This is a genomic window from Nonomuraea candida, assembly GCF_000725485.1.
Taxonomy (GTDB): Bacteria; Actinomycetota; Actinomycetes; order Streptosporangiales; family Streptosporangiaceae; genus Nonomuraea; species Nonomuraea candida.
The window spans coordinates 39176-55378 of record NZ_JOAG01000028.1; the positions used below are offsets into that span (position 1 = coordinate 39176).

9 protein-coding genes and 1 pseudogene are annotated in these 16203 nt (G+C 68.6%); 7 read left to right on the forward strand and 3 right to left on the reverse strand.

Features of this window, described 5'->3' with window-relative positions; genetic code table 11:
• Window positions 1-13 precede the first annotated feature (13 nt).
• Genes IO39_RS50980 through IO39_RS26480 form a run of 3 tightly spaced genes read left to right on the forward strand, consistent with a single transcriptional unit; the run spans window position 14 to window position 3584 of the window.
• On the forward strand, window positions 14-2110 hold the full coding sequence (locus IO39_RS50980) for a YcaO-like family protein (RefSeq protein WP_157548928.1): 2097 nt from the start codon (window positions 14-16) through the stop codon (window positions 2108-2110).
• 13 nt (window positions 2111-2123) lie between these two features.
• Window positions 2124-2867: a class I SAM-dependent DNA methyltransferase gene (locus IO39_RS26475; protein WP_043628441.1), complete on the forward strand. Its 744-nt coding sequence runs from the start codon at window positions 2124-2126 to the stop codon at window positions 2865-2867.
• A 6-nt stretch (window positions 2868-2873) separates the two neighbouring features.
• A complete protein-coding gene (locus IO39_RS26480; protein ID WP_043628443.1) occupies window positions 2874-3584 on the forward strand; it encodes a methyltransferase domain-containing protein in 711 nt (236 codons plus the stop codon).
• Window positions 3585-3912: 328 nt separating this feature from the next.
• Here the strand turns inward: IO39_RS26480 and IO39_RS26485 are convergent.
• The 3 genes and pseudogenes from IO39_RS26485 to IO39_RS54820 all read right to left on the reverse strand — a co-directional run.
• Window positions 3913-4107 (reverse strand): annotated as a pseudogene (locus tag IO39_RS26485) (IS630 family transposase); the annotation flags it as partial.
• Window positions 4108-4239: 132 nt separating this feature from the next.
• Window positions 4240-6138, reverse strand: a complete 1899-nt coding sequence (locus tag IO39_RS26490) for a glycosyl hydrolase 53 family protein (RefSeq protein ID WP_084773535.1) — start codon at window positions 6136-6138, stop codon at window positions 4240-4242.
• A gap of 170 nt (window positions 6139-6308) precedes the next feature.
• Entirely contained in the window at window positions 6309-6719 is a 411-nt protein-coding gene (locus IO39_RS54820) for a carbohydrate-binding protein (protein WP_157548932.1), read from the reverse strand.
• 1533 nt (window positions 6720-8252) lie between these two features.
• On the opposite strand from IO39_RS54820, the gene IO39_RS26500 reads away from it, so the two are divergent.
• The 4 genes from IO39_RS26500 to IO39_RS26515 all read left to right on the forward strand — a co-directional run bounded on the left by IO39_RS26500 (window position 8253) and on the right by IO39_RS26515 (window position 16123).
• Window positions 8253-10490 carry a rhamnogalacturonan lyase family protein gene (locus tag IO39_RS26500; protein WP_043628451.1) on the forward strand — a complete coding sequence of 746 codons (2238 nt, stop codon included), beginning with the start codon at window positions 8253-8255 and terminating at the stop codon, window positions 10488-10490.
• Window positions 10491-10611: 121 nt separating this feature from the next.
• Entirely contained in the window at window positions 10612-12948 is a 2337-nt protein-coding gene (locus IO39_RS26505; RefSeq protein ID WP_211267174.1) for a carbohydrate-binding protein, read from the forward strand.
• A 243-nt stretch (window positions 12949-13191) separates the two neighbouring features.
• Window positions 13192-14505, forward strand: coding sequence for an RICIN domain-containing protein (locus IO39_RS26510; protein WP_052423399.1), 1314 nt, complete (start codon window positions 13192-13194; stop codon window positions 14503-14505).
• Between the two features lie 94 nt (window positions 14506-14599).
• Window positions 14600-16123 (forward strand): RICIN domain-containing protein, encoded by a 1524-nt coding sequence (locus IO39_RS26515; RefSeq protein WP_084773537.1) that lies wholly within the window; start codon window positions 14600-14602, stop codon window positions 16121-16123.
• The last annotated feature ends 80 nt before the right edge of the window (window positions 16124-16203 follow it).

Sequence of the window (16203 nt, forward strand, 5' to 3'; positions counted from 1 at the left end):
CAAGGATACGATCTTGAAACATATTCCGAGAGTCAACGTGGACGTGCGTCCCCTGGGCGAGGACGCAGCCGTGCTCATCACACCGGACGGCCGGATGTTCGAGATCGAGCGGCCCGCGGCGGACGTCGTCCGTGCCCTGGAGGACCTCTCCGCGACGCCGCCGGACAGGTCGCCGCCGTGGCCGGAACTGGCCGGCCTGCTCGCCTCGACCGGCTCCCTCATCGAGACCCCGCAGACTCCGGTACTTCTCACCGATGCCGCCCTGTATCCCATCGTCACGAGCCTCGCCGCGCCAGGCGAGGAGACACACCTGCTCGACGGTGACGTGCCGCTCGACCGGCCGCTGGCACTGCTGAGCACGCGGTTCGACCCCGAACTGTTGTTACAGGTGGACGACCGGCGCACCGGACCGTGGACCTGCTTCTTCCTGGACCAGGGCAGGTGCTACTTCGGTCCGGCCATCGAGCCCGGCCACACCGCGCCGTACCGGGATCTGCTGACCCGCCGGGCCTGCGTGACGCAGCGGCCGGACCTCGCCGACGCGCTCCTCCAGCCCTCGCTGACCGGCGGCCTGCGACCGCCTCCCCCGGACGTGCTGACCTACCTCGTGTCGATATTCCTGGTCGAGCTGCGCCGCTGGCTGGCCGCCGAGCCCTGTGCCCTGGCCGGCAACGAGATCGAGGTGGACCCCGCCGGCCCGCAAATCCGGCTCCATCCGTTCCTGCCCCTCCCGCGAAGCCCGCTTCCGGAGGTGATCAACCATCGCATCACCGGCACCGACCTGCTCCTCGACGACCGGATCGGCATCGTGGCGGCCACCAGGGTCATCGAGCACGACCCGTCGATCCCCCGCGGTCTGACCACCGTGCAAGCCGACGTCGCCGACATGAACCGGCGCTTCCCCTGGGCCACCAACGTCCTGTGCGGCGCCAGCACCTTCGGCGACGTGGCCGGGGCGCGGGCAGCGGCGATCGGCGAGAGCGTGGAACGCTACTGCGCCAACTGGATCCAGTCCGAGCTGTTACGCAAGGCTTCCTACGCCGAGCTGTGCCGGGCCGGCGAGAACGCCCTCGCACCGGAATCGATCGTCCTGTTCTCCGAATCCCAGTACGCGGCGGACGGCTTCCCCTTCGTCCGCTTCGACACCAACCTGCCGGTGCACTGGATCGCGGGCCGCTCCCTCACCCATGACCGGCCAGTCTGGGTGCCCGCCAGCCTGGCCTACTGCAATTACTACGTCGGGCCCTACTACCACGAGCCCACCACCAATCCCCTGTACTACGCCGGGGTAGCAGCCGGGGAGTCCTTCGAGGACGCCGTGCGGTCCGGCCTCGAAGAGGTGATCGAGCGGGACGCCACCATGGTCTGGTGGGCCAACCTCCCCACCCTGCCGTCCCTGAAGCCGACGCCACGCCTGGCCGCGCTCTTCGACGGCACGCCCAGCCAGCGCGCGTGGCTGATCCCGCTGCCCAACGAGTTCGACGTCCCCGTGATCGCCGGCGTCGTCGAGCACATCGAAGAGCAGATCCTGACGATCGGTTTCGGCTGCCGCGACACCGTCGAGCCGGCGGCGGAGAAGGCCTGGGCCGAAGCGCTGACGCTCCAGGAGATCGCCCGCGACCTGCAGGATCCCGCCGGCCTGTACTGGGAGGCCGTGCACGCCGGGCGCAAGGCCCGGCACTTCATGCACGAGTGGCGAGCCGACCGCGCCTACCTCGACAGCTTCCGCCCGGACTTCCGTGACGTCGGCGACCTGGAATGCCAGCTACAGGTCAACCTCGACCCTCGCGCCGTCAAGCGGGTCCGAAGCCGGCTGGACTCTGGGGCCGCCATCCCGGCCTCGTCCGTCCCCGCGATGCCGGACCGCTCCCTGAGCACCTACCGGCAGCGGGTCGAGCAGGCCGGCTACGAGGTGATCGCCGTCGACCTCACCACACCGGACGTCGCCGCCGCCGGGCTCCACGTCACCAGGACGCTCGTCCCCGGGCTGGTCGGCAACTTCGCCGCCGCCTTCCCCTACCTCGGCGCGGACCGGCTGCGCAACGCGGCGGTCAAGCTCGGCTGGCCCGCCAGGACAGAGCTGAACTTCTTCCCCCTTCCCCACGCGTGAAAGGAAGCCCACGATGAAAGACGCCGACGCTCTCAACGCCGTCGCCTACGGACCGGAATGGTCGGCCCGCTGGGAGGCGGAGTTCGGCGATCAGCCCGACACCCAGGACGCGGCCGACTACCTCGCCGGGCTGGCGAACGGGCGAGCCGTACTGGAGCTCGGCATCGGCACCGGCCGGCTCGCCCTCCCGCTGCTCGACCGAGGGCTGGCCGTGACCGGCGTGGACAACTCCCCCTGGATGATCGAACAGCTACGCGCCAAACCGCGCGGCGACGAGATCCACGTCGTGGAGGGCGACTTCGCCGACGTAAAAGTCGACGGCGAGTTCGGCCTGGCCTTCATCTCCCGTTTCGCGCTGTCGGCCCTGACCACGCAGGAGGCGCAGGTGCAGTGCTTCGAGAACGTCGCCGCGCACCTGGCACCCGGCGGCTTCTTCGTCGTCGAGCTGCTGGCGCCGGCCAGCGGCGTCCTGGAGAACGGCCGGGCCTGGACCTCCAACGTCAAGCCCGACGCGGTCTCGTTGTTCGTCTCGACCGCCAATCACGTGACGCAGGAGATGCGTACCTGCCACATCAGGCTCAGCGAAACGGAGGGAGTACAGCTGCGTCCCGGCGCGGTCCGCTACGTCTGGCCGTCCGAGCTCGACCTGATGGCCAGGATCGCCGGGATGCGGCTGCACGAGCGCTGGTCGAGCTGGGACAAGGCGCCCTTCACGACCACCTCGACCCGCAACATCACGGCGTACCGGAAAGCGTGATCCGCCGTGACCTCCCTTCCCATCACCTCACCCGGATCATGGGTCTTCTCCGGCGACGTCCCCGCGGTGTTCGTCGATCACGCCCGCCACTCCGTGCCGCTCTACGACGCCGGGCACGACCTCGTCTGCGACCTGTCCACGTGCTTCCTCGGCGGTGACCAGCCCCGTGTCGGCTACGAGCTCGGCTCGGCCACCGGCCAGCTCCTGCACCGCCTGGCCACCCACAGCCCGGCCAACAGCGCCACCCACTGGATCGGAGTCGACCGCGAGGCCGCGATGGTCAAGGCCGCCCGCGAGCACTGCGCCGGTCTTGACAACGTCGAGGTCGTGGAGGGCGACCTCACCGCGATCGCCTTCCAGCAGTGCGATTTCGTGGTCGCGTACCTGACCATGCACTTCCTGCCGCCGGGGCTCCGGCGGGAGGTGCTCCGCCGGATCTGCCAGGCGCTCCGTCCTGGTGGGGCCTTCTTCATGTTCGACAAGGTCCTGGCTCCGGGCGCGCAGCTCGAGGACCTGATCACGACGCTGCACTACCGGTTCAAGCGCAACGCGGGACTGAGCCCGGAGGAGATCCTGAACAAGAAGGAGAGCCTGCTCGGCGTGCTGCAGCCGGTCTCCACCGACGACAACCTCGTCCTCCTCGGGGAGGCCGGCTTCGCGAGCTACGGAACGATCCTGAAATATCTCGCCTTTGAAGGGTTCATCGCGATCAAGTAGCTGCGGCAAGTCGGCCAAGTCGCGAGTCAGCGGGCGTCGGCGCTACACGCAGTCAGGATCCGGACGAGACGCTCCCCGCGCCCGTCGCGGCCAGTCGGACCTGCTGGTGACGCGGGCGATCCGCGCAGCCATGCACTGCGACTTCCCCCCTGCCGAGGTCGGCACCGACCCGACAGTGTCCCGGCCGTTCTACGAACCGTGTCCCGACGAGTTCTCATGAAAGCCATCGGGCGGAGTGGAGGAGATCGTCCCGAACGTCTGCCTGCCGGTCATCTCTCGATCCTCACAGCCCGCGAACGACGTACAGCAGATGCAGCGTGAGACGACCCCACGACCCGGCCCGCTCCAGCAACGCGGCGATCCGCGCCAGCAGGCGCGACCCGCCGATGCGCGGCCGCCCGGGGCGGGGCAGCCCGTGCGCCGGCAACAGGACCATCATCGCCCGCGGGGCTTGCCGCCGCTGGCCGCGCAGGTGCTCGATCGAGGCTTCAGGACCGTTGGCGAACACGCTGACCGGGCGCATACTGACCACGCCCTCGCCGGGTGGTTGGGCGTTGCGGGCAACTTCGATCCAACCCCCGGCGAGGGCTCTGTCAATGCCCGTCCGCGTCGGCGATCTCACGCCCCGTTACGCGCAGGACTTCGGGAATCGCGCTTAGGTGACGTCGATGACCGCGGTGACCTGGCCCAGCGCCGTCGTCCCGACGATGAGGACCTCACCGGGGGTGTCGGTTGCCCCGTCCGGCAGCGCCTGCCAGTGAACAGGGATCGTGGTGATCGCGTTGTTCGCGGTGGTGAGCTTGCGGACGTGGGAGGGGAGTGCCGGAGTCCTGCCCACCCCGGTGGTGATGTAGACGGTGTCTTCGAGGATGTGCCTGGCCTGGCTCGCGTTGAACACGTCGATCGACGCGTGCGGCTCCCAGGTGTTGGGCAGCTCGGGCACGGCACGGAACATCGGCTGGTAGCCCGCAGGCTCCCAGACCAGCACGCCGGCACCCTGGTTGCCGACCACGTCGTTGGCGGCCTGGAAGACCCGCTGGATGGCGTCTGCCTGGCCCTGGACGGTACGCGGGAAGGGCGAGTTGGGCAAGGGCGAGCCGTCGCCGCCGGACGCGGGGTAGGCGGTCTCGGCGATGTCGATCTCGTAGCCGGGGTAGGTCGTCGCGATCGTGTGCAGGTTGACGTCCAGCGCGTCGGGCGAACCGTGCCACTCCGGATAGTACGAGATCGCGAGCACGTCAGGGTTCTGGCCTTTTGCCTTGACCCGGGTGAGGAACTGGCTCCAGAACTCCATGGTCTTGGCGAGCCGCCCGGCGTCGACGATCACATGGATCTCCACCTTGGACTTCGGCGACGTGTCGCGCACGGCCTTGATCCCGGCCGCGGCCAAGGTGGTGAACCGGTCCCATGCCTCGTCGTAGAGCTGCTGCTCGGCCGGGTCGGCCGACTTCCAGTAGCGCCACAGCAGGCCGCCGCCGGGCTTCGACTGGTAGATGTCGGCTTGGTTGACGAAGTACGGCGGGTTGGTCGTGCCGATGAGGGCCGCCTCGCTGCCGTACAGGAAGCCGTTGATGATCTCGTTTCCGACGGCGACCTTGTCCGGCGTGGTGCCCTGCTTGATCAGTTGGCGGAGGTAGTCGCCGGTGAAGTCGTACACCGCCCGCGTCAGATCGTCGAACTCCAGCTCGGCCCAGGCGCGCGGTTTCGGTTGCTTGGCCGGGTCCGCCCAGGAGTCCGCGTAGTGGAAGTCGATGCCGAGCCCCATGCTCCGGTCCTTGATCCATCGTGCCGACTGCAGTGAACGTTCCGGCCCCTGGCGCGGGATCGGGGTCGGGTCACCGGTGCTTTCGTCCCTCGGCTCGTTGAAGATCCGCAGCCGGGCGTACTTCATGCCGCGGTCCTTGGCCACGTCGAGGAGGCGCGGTCCGGCGCCCCGGTCGGCGGCCAGGGGGTTGACCCAGTACTCCCGGGTCTGGACGTCGTCCGCCCAGGACAGGTCGGCGCCGAGAATGAGGTCGTCGCGCAGATAGTTGAAGACCTGGAGCTCGCTCACCCCGAGCTTGGGATGGCCTGACGCTCCGGTGACCGTGAGCCGGACGAAGCGTGTGCCCGGCCGGGTGAACAAGTGCACCGCTCCCCGTGACGCGGCCCGGTTGCGGGATTCGTCGGCGATCCTGGCCCACCTGCGACCGTCAGGCGAGGCCTCGATGACGTACCGGTACACCACGCCACGGTCAGCGAAGATCACCTTGACCTTCCGCAGATTGTCGTAGGCGCCGCCGAGGTCGACGGTCAGCCGCTGCCGGGCCCTGGAGCCGTCCGCGTACCAGGAGGTCGTCGGGTCTCCGTCGATGGCCAGTCGTGCGGTGGACAAGCCGCTGCTTGCCGTGGCGGAGGCCCAGAACTTGGCGGCGATGTTGCTTTCGATTGGCTTGATGTCCGCGGTGCCGAAGGTGGCGTGCGCCGGCGTGGGCGCCGTGAACATCCCGGCCACCAGCGCGGTCACGAGCACGGTGAGTGCCGCGGTGACGCGCCTCCAGGATTTATTGGTCATGATTCCTCTCGTGGTGTGCGTCTACGCGTTGGTCAGGCGGTCGGTGCTGCTCAGCCGGAAGGCTGCGGCGAATGGCGCACGCCTTTCGGGCGCGACATCTCGGTGTGGACGGATACCGTTCCGTCTTGAATCGCATCCCTGAGAAAGGGCCAGGCGTTCGTGCGCGAAGTTCACGCGTTTGTTCTGTGCACGTTCACAGAACCGGAGACTCGCGAGCCATCCGGAGGGAGGGGGAAGCAGCCGCTCTCGGTCACGGCGTCGGAGGCCCCCTGCGCCCCTTCCGAACCGTGCGTAGTGAGGTGCCAGCCGGCTGTGGCGTCGAGGTCGAGGTGGTCGATGTTGGGCAGTCCGGCCGTGGTGGGGTCCACTCGGATGGTGTTGCCGCCGGTGTTCGGCGGGACGGTCATGGTCTTGGTGTCTGCGGCATCCAGCCGGTGTCCGCGCCTTTGACGAAGGAGGCGGCCTCTGCCTGTGGTGCCCGGATGGCGCTGGCGTCCCAGCGCCGGTGCGCCGCCCGCCGCGCCGAGCAGGACGGTACGCCGCCGCATGCCGCCGGGTGTGCCTCTTTCGTTGTCGATCATGGCACGGGATCCCTTCGATGGGGAAATGTCCGCTGTGGACTTCGACATGACAGTGGGCAACCGCCGAACCGCCGGTTCGCGAAGTGCACCTGATCGCGCGGGCGGTCGATCGAACGAGGAGACGGTCCTGGGCGACGGGCACGACTCGGCGGAGAGGGCGTGCCCCAGCGGGCCGAGCCGGGCCACAGCCGCCGGCGGGCTTAAGGAGTGCCGTGGGGAGAGCGAGGCGATCGCCCGACCCTCGCGGCAGGCGCCGAAGCCGGCACCCGCTCTGCCGCCCGCTCCCCGTTCCGGTCACCTTGATATCCAGGAAAGGGCGGCACAGGGTTATGTCACCAGGTGTTGTCGTGGCGACGGAAGACGGCCGAGGCGTTCCATCCCGTGCGTGGTCCGGCCGCCGGGGGGCGTGGCCGGGAGCACGCGCACACGACGGGGTCATCGATCGTTGGGGCTGATCGAGTGGGGCGCATGGGAGCTCCTAGGGGGGTCGGAGCAGTTAAACCGATATAACGGCGCAAGCGTAGGAGCGTTGCCTCGGCTCGTCAAGGCTTCGGGACAGGCAGCTCACCGCCGACGTGCTGGGATCAGCCTGCCGGTACGGTCGACGGCCGCCCCGGCGGGACCCCAGCGGCATGGCCGGGCGTAACCGGTTACTACAGGACATCGATCGTCGCCGCCACGACTCCTGAGGTCATCCGGTTCGCTGTGCCATGCCTACGCGGCCGTCCGGCTTCTCCACGTGCCCGACGGAGGGACGCATGAAACTTTCACGTCCACACTCCCGGATATCGCACTCTCTGGGAGCGTGCACAGAGAGGAAGATGGCCTATTCGCCAACGATTACAGCGGCCTGCTTGCCGGCAGCGCCCTCACCTCGGATTTCGAGCAAGCTCTTTCAGTACGCCACGCTCTGCATTACTGTGCACGTTCACATAGCCTCATCCCGTTTGTGAGGAGGACATGTGGTCGCATCCCCCACCCCACTCGCGGCTTCACGCCCGCCCGATCCCCCGCCGCCGTAGAACAGGCGGTGAAACGACATCCGCCTAACGGCGACCGTCGACACCGGCCCGCTCATGTGAACTGTCCGCCCAGCCGCGTCCCAGGACGCGGGCGCCACTGGGCCGGCCCACCGTGTCCGCAGCCAGCGACGAAGCTGGACAACCACAGGCCCTCACGGAAAAGCACGAATCATCATGGGTTCATCTCGGTCAGGCCATCGCGTAACAGGACCGCCGGTTTCCACGAGACTCGCCGTCCCCGCCCTCCTCGTCCTCCCGACGGATCTGCTCGCCGTGCCGCTCGCGACCCCGGCCGCGCTCTACCTGACGCAGGTGAGCGACAGGGTGAGCGACAGGGTGAGCGACAGGGTGAGCGACAGGGTGAGCGACAGGGTGAGCGACAACACGCCCTTCACCTCCGATGGAGTGAAAGAGATGGCCAAGCTCGTCCTGCGGCGCGTGCGCGAGCCGAACCTGTCGCTGGTGCCGTACCGGCGACAACCATCCCCGACCTACCTGCTGGAGTTCCCTCATGTCCTTACGTAGACCACGCGCCGCCCTGCTGTCGGCCGGCGTCGCGCTGACGGTGGCCACCACAGGTGTCGTCATTTCCGCGGAAGCCTCGGCAGCGGCGACCCGTTACGAGGCGGAGACCGCGCCGGCCACGTGCGACGGCGTCATCGAGTCCAACCACGCCGGCTTCTCCGGCAGCGGATTCTGCAACGGCGACAACGCGGCCGGCGCGGCGGCGCAGTTCACCGTGACCGCGGCCGCGGCCGGCGAGGCCACCATCTCGATCCGGTACGCCAACGGCGCGACCGCGGGCCGTCCCGCGGATGTGCTGGTCAACGGCGCGGTCGCACATGCCGCCAGCGCGTTCGACCCGACCGGCGCCTGGACGACGTGGGTCACCAGAACGCTGACCGTGTCGCTGAACGCGGGCGACAACATCATCCGGTTGAGCCCGACCGCCGCCGACGGCCTGCCCAACGTGGACTATCTGGAGGCCGACGCGGGCGCTCAAAACCCGACCGGCCGGCAAATGGAGGATCTCAACCGTGGCCTCATCAGCGTGCGGTCGGGCAGCGGAAACCTGGTGTCCTGGCGATTGCTGGGCACCGAGAGCATGAGCACCGGATTCAACCTCTACCGAGACTCGACCAAGCTGAACCCCTCACCGCTCACCGGCGCCACCAACTACCTCGACAACGGCGCGCCGGCGAACGCCTCCTACACCGTTCGCGCGGTCGTGGACGGGGCCGAACAGCCCGCGTCCGAGCCGTCGCTGCGCTTCACCGGCGGCAACTATCTCGACGTGCCGATCTCCCGTCCGGGGAGCAACTACACCGCCGGAGACGCGAGCGTCGGCGACGCGGACGGCGACGGTCAGTACGAGATCTTCCTCAAGTGGGACCCCAGCGACCAGAAGGACAACTCTCAGTCCGGGGTCACCAGCAACGTCTACATCGATGCCTACCGGCTCAACGGCCAGCGGCTGTGGCGCATTGACCTGGGCCGTAACATCCGGGCCGGCGCGCACTACACGCAGTTCCAGGTCTATGACTACGACGGCGACGGCCGGGCCGAACTGGCGGTCAAGACCGGCGACGGCACCGTCTCCGGCACCGGCCAGACGATCGGCAACGCAGTCGCTGACCACCGCAACTCCTCCGGTTACATCATCACGGGACCGGAGTACCTGACCATGTTCAACGGGCTCACCGGCGCCGCCATGTCCACGGTCGCCTTCGACCCGGCCCGCGGCAATATCAACGACTGGGGCGACAACTACGGCAACCGCGGCGACCGGTTCCTGGCCGGCACGGCCTACCTCGACGGCCGGCGGCCCAGCCTGATCATGGGCCGCGGCTACTACGCCAAGAGCACGATCGCGGCCTGGGACTTCCGCGACGGCCGGCTCACCCGGCGCTGGAAGTTCGACTCCAGCAGCGCCGGCAGCCAGTGGACCGGCCGCGGCGCGCACTCGCTGTCCATCGCCGACGTCGACGGCAACGGCACGGACGAGATCATCTACGGCGGCATGACCATCAACGCCAATGGCACCGGCCGCTACACCACCAGCTTCTACGCCCACGGCGACGCCCTGCACGTGGGCGACTTCGTGCCCGGCCGGGCCGGCAAGGAGATCTGGATGATCCACGAGCAGAGCTCCGGCGCCGCCGCCACTCTGCGTGACGCGGGCAACGGCTCCGTCATCATGCAGAAGAACAACAGCTGCGGCTGCGAGGGTCCGGCACGCGGCGTGGCCGGCGACATTCACGCCGGTAACGCCGGCGGCGAGTTCTGGGGCACGGGCACCGGCCTGGGCAACCTCTTCAACGCCTCCGGCGGCAGCGTCGGGCGCAACCCCGGCAGCTACAACTTCCTGGCCTGGTGGGACGGCGACCCGGTGCGGGAACTGCTGGACGGCAACCACGTCGACAAGTACGGCACCGGCGGCGACACCCGCCTGCTCACCGCCTCCGGCGCGCACTCGATCAACGGCACCAAGGCGACCCCGTCCCTGTCGGGGGACCTGTTCGGCGACTGGCGCGAGGAGATCATCCTGCCCCGCGACGACAACGCCGCGCTGCGCGTCTACGCCACTCCCAGCCAGACCGACCGGCGCATCTACACCCTGATGCACGACGCGCAGTACCGCGTCGCCATCGCCTGGCAGAACACCGCCTACAACCAGCCGCCCCACCCGAGCTTCTTCCTCGGCGACGGCATGAGCACCCCGCCTCAACCGGACATCTACGTCCGCTGATCGCGTGACCGGCCTTGGCCATTCGAGGAGATCCGACCACTGCGACCGGACTGCCCACCGCCGACTGCCTCGACGTCAGCGGGTGAGAGCGCCGGCGCCACGATGAACGAAGGGCAGCACCATGATCGGTACCTTACGCCGAACGCTGGAGCGGGGAGGGCTCGTCGCCGCGGCATGGCTGGTCATGTCAGCGGCGGCATCCGGTGCCCCCGCCGCGGCGGCTGAACCCCTGGCGGCCAGCGACGGCCACGTCTCCCACTATTTCGCCGCGGACTACACCGCCGGCTCGTGGGCGGCCTTCTCCTCGGTCAGGAACTCACTCACTGAACGAGGAGGCGACGACGACGCCACCGCCCGCGAGAAACTCGAAAGGGCCGCTGATGGCCTGGTCATGGTTCGTGGCCTGAAGAGCCTGGTCGCGGACTACAAGACTCGCCCCGCCGGCAAGTACACGAGCGACTCCTGGGCGCCCTTCGCCAAGGCGTTGGCCGATGCGGACGGCGTCGTCGCCGACACCTCGGCGACCGCTTCGGAAGTCGCCGCCGCGAAGACGGCGCTGACGACTGCCGCCGGCGACCTCGTGGCCGCCGACGAGGGGACGTTCCAGACCATCACCAACGATGTCTTCTGGAACGACACGAGCGGCAACCCCATCTATTCGCAAGGCGGCGGTGTCTTCAGGTTCGGCGACACCTACTACTGGTACGGCGTGCACTACACGGGCGCCGAACTCTACCGGGCCAACCCGACGAGAAAGTACGACGGCGACGTCTCGTTCGTCTCGATCCCCGTGTACTCGTCGAAGGATCTGGTGAACTGGAAGTTCGAGAACCGCGTCGCCACCCGCTCCACGAGCCTCGGTAGCGGGGCCACCCTCGGACAGGCGGGCTGGGTAGGACGGCTGGGCGTCTCCTACAACGAGAACACCGGAAAGTACGTGCTGGTCGTGCAGGCGTATCTCCCGGCGATGGGTGGCGACGGGGTTCTGTTCCTCCGGGGCGACTCCCCCACCGACACCTTCGACTACGCCTACTTCCAGACCCAGGTCGTCAACTCTCCCACGACGGGAACCGGAGACCAGACCGTCTTCACCGACGAGGGCGGGGAAGACTACCTGATCTTCTCCAACCGATCAGGGCGCTCCCGTGCTTTTGTCTCCAAGCTGAGAGAGTCCGACTCGCTACGGATCGAGCCCGCCGTGCAAATCGGCTACAACTCCGCCGGGCGCGAGGGCAACGCCATGTTCAAGCTCGACGGCAAGTACTATCACGCCGCCTCGGACCTGCACGGCTGGAACACCTCGGTCACCCACGTCATCGAGTCGACCGGCAGCAACGTTCAAGGCTCCTACACCGGTGAGTACACCCTCGCCGGCACCGAGATGGACTACAGCCACGTGACCCAGACCGGGTTCTTCGTGACCGTCAAGGGCACCAAGCAGAACACGGTCATCTACGCCGGCGACCGCTGGGCCGACTTCGCCTGGAACGGCATCGGCTACAACCAGTGGATGCCGGTGACCAAGACCGGCGCCCGGCCCCAGTTCCATTCCGTGAGCCAATGGCAGTTCAACGTCACGACCGGAGAATGGCGGGTCGGTCCGGCGAACAACTACGCTCTCAACCCCAATTTCCAGGCCGACCGCATCATCGTCTCCCAGGTTCAGGGGTGGACGAACTTCCGCGAGTCGGGGCCGGCCTCCCTCGTGACCAACGTCGACGGCGGCGCCAACGGGTCCCGCTTCGCGCTGCGGATCGGGGCCACGCAGTCCTACGCGGGTGGCGTGCGGCAGCAGATCACTGTGCCGGCCGGCGTCTACAGGCTGTCCGCGTTCGCCAGGACCACCGGTTCGCTCAGCGCCGCGCAGATGACGATCACGGACGCCGGCGGCGCCTCGCGCACGCTCAACATCCCGGCATCCAGCGGCTGGACCCGCCGCGAGCTCACGGAGATCCCGGTGTCCGCGGGCACGGCCACCATCACGATCCGGGCGGCGTCCGGCAACGGATACCTGTTCGTCGACGACCTCGAACTCGTCAGGACGTCCGGGGACACGCCGCCGCCGGGGCAGCGTTACGAGGCGGAGACCGCGCCGGCGGTGTGCCAGGGCACGATCGATGCGAATTGGGCCGGCTTCTCCGGGACCGGTTTCTGTAACGGAGACAACGCCGCCGGCGCCTATGCCCAGTTCACGGTGAACCCGCCGGCGGCCGGACCGGCGACGCTCGGCATCCGGTACGCCAACGGCGCCGGCAGCGCCAGGACCGCCAACCTGATCGTCAACGGCTCCCCGGCGGCGACGGTGTCGTTCGAACCCACCGGCGCCTGGACGACGTGGGCCACCAAGACCATGACCGTCCCGCTGAACACCGGCGGCAACACCATCCGAGTGGACCCCACCACCACAGCCGGACTGCCCAACATCGACCACCTCGACCTCGACGCCACAGCCGGCTGATACCTCACTGCGCACGGTCAGGAGGAGGTCCGCGGCGCCGCAGCGTGCCGGCCCGCCCAGGACGCCGCACTGGGCAACGGCTGGAACCCGGCCGGCATCGACAACTCCGGCAACGGCCGGGAGAACCAGGCCGTCTTCCACCAGAACGGCCGCATCCGACCCCAGCCTCCGCGGGCTCCCCCGACCAACGGACACGACCGAACTCCCCTCGCTACAGCCACCCCCGCACCCAAGGAGCCACCCATGACCATGCAACGGCGGACATTCCTCAGCGTGAGCGCGGCCGGAGCGGCGGGCCTCGGCCTGTCCCTGCTCGGCGCGGGGCAGGCGCTCTCCGCCGTCAGGCCGCTGGACACGGCGCCGACCACACCGTTCGCGGTCGGCGTGCGCCGGTATGACTGGACCCGCGGCAGCCGGCCGTGCACCACCTACGTCTACTACCCCGCCACCGGCACCCCCGGCGGCAACCCGGTGACGAACGCCCCAGTCGCCGACGGCGTCTTCCCCGTCTACAACTTCACCCACGGCTACGGCAGCAGCCCGCAGAACTCACTGTTCATCATCCGGGCCCTGACCGCGGCCGGCTTCATCGTCCCCGCCCCGCACTTCAGCCACAACGTCAACGACGTCAACAATGGCAACACCGCCAAGGACGTCTCACAGATCCTCACCCAGACCCTCGCCCTCAACACCAGCGGAGCGCTCGCCGGGCACATCAACACCAGCATCGGCGTCGGAGTGTCAGGCCACTCCCTGGGCGGCATGACCACCCACGGCCTGCTGACCTCCTGGCCCGACAGCCGGATCATCTCCGCCAACCCGCAGTCCTGCGTAGACATGGGCAACCCAGCCGGCTCGGTCTCCGCCAAGGTCCTGTTCGTCCACGGCGACCGCGACTCGACCACGCAGTACTCCTCGGCACGGCAGGCGTACACGGAGATGACCTGGCCCAAGGCGTTCCTCACCTTCGTCGGCGGCAGCCACACCAGCTTCTGGAGTGACAACCGCTTCCCGAACACCGTCGTCGACTGGGCCCGCTGGACCATGTACGGCGACACCGCCGCGCGGGACCGCCTCCCCGCCGACGCGGCCGGGCCCAACACCAGGTGGGAGGCCCAGCTGGGTGACTCTCCCGGCGGCCCGGCCGCCTACACCCTGGTGGCCCAGCACAGCGGCAAGGCCGCCGACATCAGCGAGGCCTCCACCGCCGCCGGCGCACGGCTCATCCAGTACACCGCCAACAGTCGCCTTAACCAGCAGTTCGAGTTCGTGGACTCGGGCGACGGCCACGTCCGCGTCAAGGCCAGGCACAGCGGCCTGTTCCTCCAGCCCACGGGCACCGCGAACGGCGCGGACGTCGTCCAGCAGCCCGACACCGGTGCCGCCGGCCAGCAGTGGCGCGTGGTCGACCACGGCGGTGACGTGATCAGCCTCGTCAACCGTGAGTCCGGCCTGGCCATGGACGTCTGGCAGTACTCCACCGCCGACGGAGCCCGCATCTCCCCGTACACCTACAACGGCAGCCCCAACCAGCGCTTCACCCGCCGCCGCGTCTGACGCGAGACCTGACGGGGCACCGCTCGGGCACGGGGGCGAGCGGCACCCGGCACAGCGCCGACATTCCTTCGCCATCACACACTGGACGGGTTCCATGACACAGCCTCTCCACGATCCGACCTCACCGCGACGTCCGCGCAGACGCCGCATCACCTTCGTCCTCGTCGGCGCACTGATCGCGAGCTGCGTCGCCGCACCGGTCACGGGATCGCCGGCGAACGCGGCCGTGATCGACCCGACGGCGTACTACCAGATCGTGTCGCGGCACAGCGGCAAAGCCGTCGACATCGCCGACCAATCGACCGCCGACGGCGCCGCCGTCCAGCAACGGACCCGCGCCGACCAGACGAGCCAGCAGTTCCAGTTCGTCGACGCCGGCAGCGGCCACTACAAGCTCCGAGCCCGGCACAGCGGCAAGGTGCTGGACGTCGCCTCGGCGTCCACGGCGAACGGTGCGAACGTCGTCCAGTGGACCGACAACGGCGGCGCCAACCAGCAGTTCCGCGTCGTGGACACCGACGGCGGATACGTCAAGCTCATCAACCGCAACAGCGGCAAGGCCCTCGACGTCTGGGAGCGGTCCACCGCCGACGGCGCGCGGATCTCCCAGTACACCGACACAGGCGGCGCCAACCAGCAGTGGCAACTGGTCCGTGCCGGCACGCCACCGGCCGCGACGTACGCCGGCTATCTGTTCACGTACTTCACCGGCGAGAGCACCTCCGCCGGCGAGCAGGTCTATTTCGCGCTCAGCCAGGGCAACGACCCGACCCGGTGGCGTCAGCTCAACGGTGGGCGGCCCGTGCTGACCTCGACCCTGGGTACCCGCGGCGTCCGCGACCCGTTCATCATCCGTTCGCCGCGGGGCGACAGGTTCTACCAGATCGCCACCGACCTGCGGATGTACGGCAACGGCAACTGGGACCAGGTCCAGCGGACGGGCAGCAAGTCCATCGTGGTCTGGGAGTCGGCCGACCTGGTGAACTGGAGCGCGCCGCGCCTGGTACGCGTCTCACCGGACACGGCCGGCAACACATGGGCCCCGGAGGCGTATTACGACGAGGGACTCGGCCAGTACGTCGTGTTCTGGGCGTCGAAGCTGTACTCCGCCGGCGACCCCGACCACACCGGTGACACCTACAACCGGATGATGTACGCCACGACATCCGACTTCCGGACCTTCAGCGCCGCGCAGGTCTGGGTCGACAAGGGCTACTCGACGATCGACTCGACGATCGTCAAGCACGATGGGACCTACTACCGCTTCACGAAGGACGAGCGGAGCTCGTCGCAGACCGCGTGCGGCAAGTTCATCCTCGCGGAGAGGTCTGCGACCATGCTCAACCGCACCTACTCGTTCGTCGCAGACTGCCTCGGGAACAACGCGATCAGCCACGGCGAGGGTCCGCTGGTCTTCAAAGCGAACACCGGCGAGCGCTGGTACATGTTCATCGACGAGTACGGAGGCCGGGGCTACGTACCGTTCACGACCACCGACCTGAACACCCGGCAATGGTCACCCGTCTCCAGCTACACCATGCCCGGCCGGCCGCGCCACGGCACCGTCCTGCCGATCACGCAGGCCGAGTACGACCGGCTACTGCACCACTGGGGCTGAGCCGTCGGCCGCTCGGCCTGCGCGGTGGCGCGGTCGCCGATCCCCATGACGGTGCCCGACCTAGCCGGATGCCAAGCGAC